This is a genomic window from Pseudomonas sp. (genome assembly GCF_037994325.1).
Lineage (GTDB): Bacteria > Pseudomonadota > Gammaproteobacteria > Pseudomonadales > Pseudomonadaceae > Aquipseudomonas.
On the sequence record NZ_JBBNAH010000349.1, the window covers coordinates 1 to 5,388 of the forward strand.

6 protein-coding genes are annotated in these 5,388 nt (G+C 60.1%); 5 read left to right on the top strand and 1 reads right to left on the bottom strand.

Annotated elements, in window-relative coordinates; translation table 11 throughout:
* Window positions 1-302 precede the first annotated feature (302 nt).
* Window positions 303-854, top strand: coding sequence for a PQQ-dependent catabolism-associated CXXCW motif protein (locus AAAB16_RS11795; protein ID WP_340663485.1), 552 nt, complete (start codon window positions 303-305; stop codon window positions 852-854).
* Window positions 855-887: 33 nt separating this feature from the next.
* Window positions 888-1,553 carry a response regulator transcription factor gene (locus tag AAAB16_RS11800; protein ID WP_340663486.1) on the top strand — a complete coding sequence of 222 codons (666 nt, stop codon included), beginning with the start codon at window positions 888-890 and terminating at the stop codon, window positions 1,551-1,553.
* Window positions 1,554-1,608: 55 nt separating this feature from the next.
* Here the strand turns inward: AAAB16_RS11800 and AAAB16_RS11805 are convergent, their stop codons facing one another.
* Complete coding sequence (locus AAAB16_RS11805; RefSeq protein ID WP_110616782.1) at window positions 1,609-2,028, bottom strand: Lrp/AsnC family transcriptional regulator; 420 nt, start codon at window positions 2,026-2,028, stop codon at window positions 1,609-1,611.
* A gap of 129 nt (window positions 2,029-2,157) precedes the next feature.
* On the opposite strand from AAAB16_RS11805, the gene yjeH reads away from it, so the two are divergent.
* From yjeH to AAAB16_RS11820, 3 genes are all read left to right on the top strand, one after another.
* Entirely contained in the window at window positions 2,158-3,426 is a 1,269-nt protein-coding gene (gene yjeH / locus AAAB16_RS11810) for an L-methionine/branched-chain amino acid transporter (RefSeq protein WP_340663487.1), read from the top strand.
* A 65-nt stretch (window positions 3,427-3,491) separates the two neighbouring features.
* The gene (locus AAAB16_RS11815) at window positions 3,492-4,829 is read left to right on the top strand and encodes a TAXI family TRAP transporter solute-binding subunit (RefSeq protein ID WP_340663488.1); all 1,338 of its coding nucleotides are present in this window, start codon (window positions 3,492-3,494) and stop codon (window positions 4,827-4,829) included.
* 35 nt (window positions 4,830-4,864) lie between these two features.
* Window positions 4,865-5,388, top strand: a 524-nt coding sequence (locus tag AAAB16_RS11820; protein WP_340663489.1) for a nucleoid-associated protein, incomplete at its 3' end; no start/stop codon positions are given.

Sequence of the window (5,388 nt, forward strand, 5' to 3'; positions counted from 1 at the left end):
CCGTATGTTGCTCTGGGGCTGCTCTGCCAACTGAACAAACTCGCGTCTAATCGACATAGTGCTTCGCTCCGACCATGGCATCACTCGATCTCCCGATTCGAAGGATTGCCTAAGCCTAAATGCGTTATCTATGTCTCCCGACACCTGTTACCTATGTCTCCCGGCTGAACACACAGCACACCCTACGGACCGCGTTGCTCCCCCTACTACTTTGGTACTGGTTCTACCCGCTCAACGTCCAATTCCCAACGCATGGCATCTGGCCTGTAATGGCCGCATAAAAATAAATGAGACCACATGCCATGCGCTGCTTTTCGCACACGTCCGCCTGCGTGCTGCTCGGACTCTTGGCCGCCACCTGCCAGGCCGCCGACAGCAACCCCGCGCTGTTTTCCACTGACGGTTACCGCATCACGCAATACCGCAGCCCCACACCGGCAACGGCCGAGCATGCACAAACCCTCGACACCGCCGCCCTGCAACAACTGCTCAAAGCCCAACCGGCCACACGGCTGGTGGATGTGTATCGCCGCACCTGGCTAAACGGCCAATTTATTGAGGACGAGCCCCACGCCAACCTGCCCGGCAGCGTATGGCTGGCCAATACCGGCAACGGTGATTTGGACGGCCCCTGGCAAGCCTATTTCAGCGACAATTTGCAGCGCCTTAGCGAAGGCGATCAGCAGCGCCCCTTGGTGTTCTACTGTCGCGCCGACTGCTGGGCGAGCTGGAACGCCATCAAGCGCGCCTACGCGCTAGGCTACAAACACCTCTATTGGTACCGTGACGGCATTGATGCCTGGGGACAAGCCGGCTTACCGCTACTCCCCGCGCAGCCGCAAGCGTTCCCCTAAGCCCCTATAACGATAAAAAAGCAGGTGCTGGCCATGTACAAAATTCTGATTGCCGACGACCACCCGCTGTTTCGCGAGGCCATTCATAACGTCATTACCGATGGTTTCCCCGGCACCGAGGTGATGGAAACCGCCGACCTCGACAGCGCCTTGCTGCTGACCCAGGAACACGACGACCTCGACCTGATTTTGCTCGACCTGAATATGCCCGGCATGCACGGCCTCAACGGCCTGATCAACCTGCGCAACGAGGCGCCGACCATTCCGGTGGTGATCGTTTCCGCCGAGCAAGACAAACAAATCGTGCTGCAAGCCATCACCTATGGCGCAGTGGGCTTTATCACCAAATCGTCACCGCGCGTGCAGATGACCGAAGCCATCGAGCAGATCCTCAACGGCCAGGTGTACCTGCCCTCCGACATCATCCGCACGCAGAAAAACCCCACCCGCCACCGCCAAAACGATGCCCCAAGCTTTGCCCCCGAACTGCTGCAAGCGCTAACCCGCAAACAGCTGTTGGTGCTGGAACGCATGACCAAAGGCGAATCCAACAAACAGATCGCCTACCACCTGGAAATTGCCGAAACCACAGTAAAAGCCCACGTCTCCGCCATCCTGCACAAACTCAACGTGCATAACCGCGTGCAAGCGATTTTGTCCGCCGGCGATATCGACTTCGCCGCGTACCTGCGCCGCTGAGCGCATTACGACCCGTAGGGTGTGCTATGCGCACCAAGCGGTAATGGGCCAGACGCTAGAACGTCCAATCCTTAACCAGCATATGAGTTTTAACTTTTTGCATGCCGGTGAAGTTTTCGATGTCGCCGCGAATTTCGGCCAGGCGCTGCATGGAGGGGGCTTCGATGTACACCAGCATGTCGGTCTCGCCGCTGATGCCGCTGCACCGGCGGATTTCCGGGTAGGCGCGCATGCGTTCGACGTAGCCTTCGCAGCGCGCACCGCTGTAGAACAGTTCGAGGTAGGCCTTTACCGCAGCACCTTGCGGTTCGGCGATGCGCGCGTGGTAGCCCTGGATGGTGCCGCTTTGTTCCAGTTGGCGAATACGTTCGCCCACGGCCGAGCGCGAGAGGTTGATCTCGCGGGCGATATGGCTAACGGTTAAACGGGCGTCGGCACGCAACAGGGCGATGATCTGCTGATCGAACTTATCCACTGACACTCTCACGCAAAACAGGTTGACGGCGATTGGCGCCACTTTGCCGGTCAATGCCGTCAGTTCGCCGGAACCGGATAAATCACGGCCGACTTACCATGGGCTACGACGGATTGCAGAGCATACCCCATGAGTCGCTTGAACCAAGAATTGAGCCTGTTGCAGGGCATCGGCCTGTTAAGTACTTCGCTGTTGGGCACCGGAATCTTTGTGGTGCCGGCACTGGCCGCAACCGCCGCCGGAGGCGCCTCGTTATGGGCCTGGTTGGTGCTCATTGTGTTGGTGTTGCCGGTGGCGTTTACCTTTGCCCAATTGGGTCGGCACTTCCCCCATGCCGGCGGTGCGCCGCACTTGATTGGCCGCGCCTTTGGGCCACGTATGGAACGCATTAGCGCGCTGCTGTTTCTCGCCGTGTTGCCGGTGGGTTTGCCCGCGGCGCTGAATATTTCCACGGGCTTTTTCCAAGCGCTGTTCCCCATCGGCCGCGGCGAAGCGCTGTTGATTCAGCTCGCCACCCTTGGCGCGATGTTGCTGCTCGGCCAACGCCCGGCAAAAGCCTCGGGCATGGTGCAGGGGGCAATTGCCTTGGCGATTATTGCCACCGTCGGCTTGATCTGGTGGGCCGGTGATTTGCCCCACGCCAATCAACCCTTGCTGCCGGAACTGAGCGGTTCGTGGCATCTACTACCCGCCGCGCTCGGGGTGATGTTCTGGTGTTTTGTTGGCATCGAAGCCTTCACCCATATGGGCGAAGAATTCAAACACCCGAAACGTGATTTCCCCCTCGCCCTGCTGCTCGGCGTATTGCTTGCCGGCCTGGTGTATTGGGCCTGCTCGCTGGCGGTGCTGAGTTTTCATGCCTATGGCGATGTGCAGACCGATGCCGCGTCCTTGCCACGTATGCTCGACCAACTGTTCGGTGCCAAGGCCCGTTGGCTTAGCGCGCTGATCGGTTACCTGGCCTGCTTTGCCTCGATGAATGTGTATGTACAGGGCTTTGCCCGGCTGATCTGGAGCCTGGCCGATGAAGGCAAACTGCCGCGCCCGCTGGCCCAGCGTAACCACCATGGCGTGCCGGCTCGCGCCTTGTTGCTGGTGGTGATTATCTGCGCCCTGTGCGCCAGCCTGGCGGCGGTGATGCAACTGTCGGTTGACCAACTCATCCGCTATGCCAATGGCAACTTTGTGCTGATTTATCTGTTCAGCATGGCCGCCGGTTGGGTGCTGTTAAAAGGCGTGTGGCGCTGGGTGGCGGCGTTTAGCGCGCTGCTCTGTGCCCTGGTGATGGTCGCCCTGGGTAACGACGCCTGGTATGCCGTAGGCCTGCTACTGGCCTTGGCGGCGCTGGACTATATTCGCAGCCGTCGCGCGCCGACCTCGCCACGTTCGGCGCATTAACCGCAGGCGAAATGTCGTCTTGGCGGTTACGCTCTATGCACTCAGAGCACCGCCAAGGAACTGCAATGCGAAGAATCCTGCGCGACCTAAAGATTATGTTGCTGACCAACCTATGGATCGTGCCCGTCGTGGCCGCCCTGGTCGGCGCCCTCTTCTACTTTGTCGCCCCACCACCGCCCATGCATGCCCGCTTGGCCACCGGCAGCGCTGGTGGTGGCTACCACGCCTTTGCCGAACGGCTGAAAACCGAGCTGGCGAAACAGGGTTTCACCCTGGAGTTGGTGCAAAGCCAAGGCTCGCAAGACAACCTCAATAAGCTGGCCAAGGGCGAGGTGGAATTGGCTCTGGTACAGAGCGGCCAGGAGTTCAGCATCGCTGCCGAGCAGCGCGACAAGCTCGCAGGCTTAGGCGTGATGTACCGCGAACCGTTGTGGTTATTTCTCGGCAGAGCGGCCACGTTCGATCGCCTCGCCGACTTGATGACAATGCGCGTGGCCATCGGCGTCGAAGACAGCGGCACCCAGGCAGTCACCGCCGCGCTATTTGCCGCCAACCGCATCGAACCGGCGCAGTACCCAAGCACCTGGCAACCCTTGGGCGGCGGCAAAGCTGCCGATGCGCTGATGGCGGGTGAGCTGGATGCCGCATTCTTTGTCGGCCCCGCCGAAAACCCGCTGATCCAACGCCTGGCCGCCGACCCCAATCTGCACTTGGTCAGCCTGCGCCGCACCGATGCCTACCTCGCCCGCTTGCCCTACCTGAGCAAACTGGAGGTCGGCGAAGGCATGCTCAATATGGCGCAAAACACCCCCGACCACGACATCGTCACCATCGGCCCGATGGCCACCTTGGTCAGCGGCGAAAACTTCCATCCCTCGCTCACCGCGTTGATTCTGGAAGCGGCCAAAACCGTACTGAAAAACGGCAGCCTGCTTGACCCGGCCGGCAGCTACCCAGCGCCGCCACCGCTGTCGCTGTATACCCTGGACGAAGCCGACTACTACTACAAAAAAGGCCTGCCGATTCTGCAGCGCTACCTGCCGTTTCGCATCGCCAGCCTGGCGGACCGCTACATCATTCTGGCCATCCCCTTGCTGGTGTTGCTGTTCCCGCTGTTCAAGGCGATTGGGCCGATCTACCAGTGGCGCATTCGCGCGCGGATTTATCGCTGGTACAAGCACCTGCGCGAGATCGACCAACAGCTGTACAAAGGCAAACTACCCAGCGACCTCAGCGCCGAAATCGCCCGCCTGGAGGGGCTTGAGGACGAATTGGCGCGGGTGGAAGTACCGCTGTCCTACTCCAACGAGCTGTACGAACTGCACATGCACCTGCGCTATATGATCGAACGCCTGCAAGCCTTACAGCGGCGAAGGGCGACCCAGACCGAAGTCGTCGGGTAAACTGCGCGCCGCTTTGAAATTCGAACGAGACCGCCATGCCCATTCGCCACTGCATCGTCCACCTGATCGAGAAAAAACCCGACGGCACTCCAGCCGTTCTGCACGCCCGCAGCAGCGAGCTGGCCGAATCGCAGGCCATCGAAAACATGCTCGCCGACCTCAACGAAAGCTATAACGCCAAGCAGGGCAAGGCCTGGGGCTTCTTTCAGGCCGAGTCGGGGGCATTTCCGTTCAGTGGTTGGTTGCAGCAATACCAGGCCGGCGATCAAGACTTCACCAGCTTTAGCCGTCAGGCCGTGGAGCATCTGCAAAAGCTCATGGAGGAATCCAACCTCTCCACCGGCGGCCACGTACTGTTTGCCCACTACCAGCAAGGCATGACCGACTACCTGGCCATCGCCCTGCTGCACCACAGCGAAGGCGTCGCGGTAAACGCCGCGCTGGATGTCACCCCGGCCAAACACCTGGACCTCGGCCAACTGCACCTGGCGGCGCGCATTAACCTGTCGGAGTGGCAGAACAACAAGCAGTCCAAGCAGTACATTTCGTTTATCAAAGG

What these genes read in the sequence shown, in the direction of transcription:
- AAAB16_RS11800 (WP_340663486.1), top strand. Translation starts at nt 888, where the DNA reads ATGTACAAAATTCTGATTGCCGACGACCACCCGCTGTTTCGCGAGGCC.
- AAAB16_RS11815 (WP_340663488.1), top strand. Translation starts at nt 3,492, where the DNA reads ATGCGAAGAATCCTGCGCGACCTAAAGATTATGTTGCTGACCAACCTA.
- yjeH (WP_340663487.1), top strand. Translation starts at nt 2,158, where the DNA reads ATGAGTCGCTTGAACCAAGAATTGAGCCTGTTGCAGGGCATCGGCCTG.
- AAAB16_RS11795 (WP_340663485.1), top strand. Translation starts at nt 303, where the DNA reads ATGCGCTGCTTTTCGCACACGTCCGCCTGCGTGCTGCTCGGACTCTTG.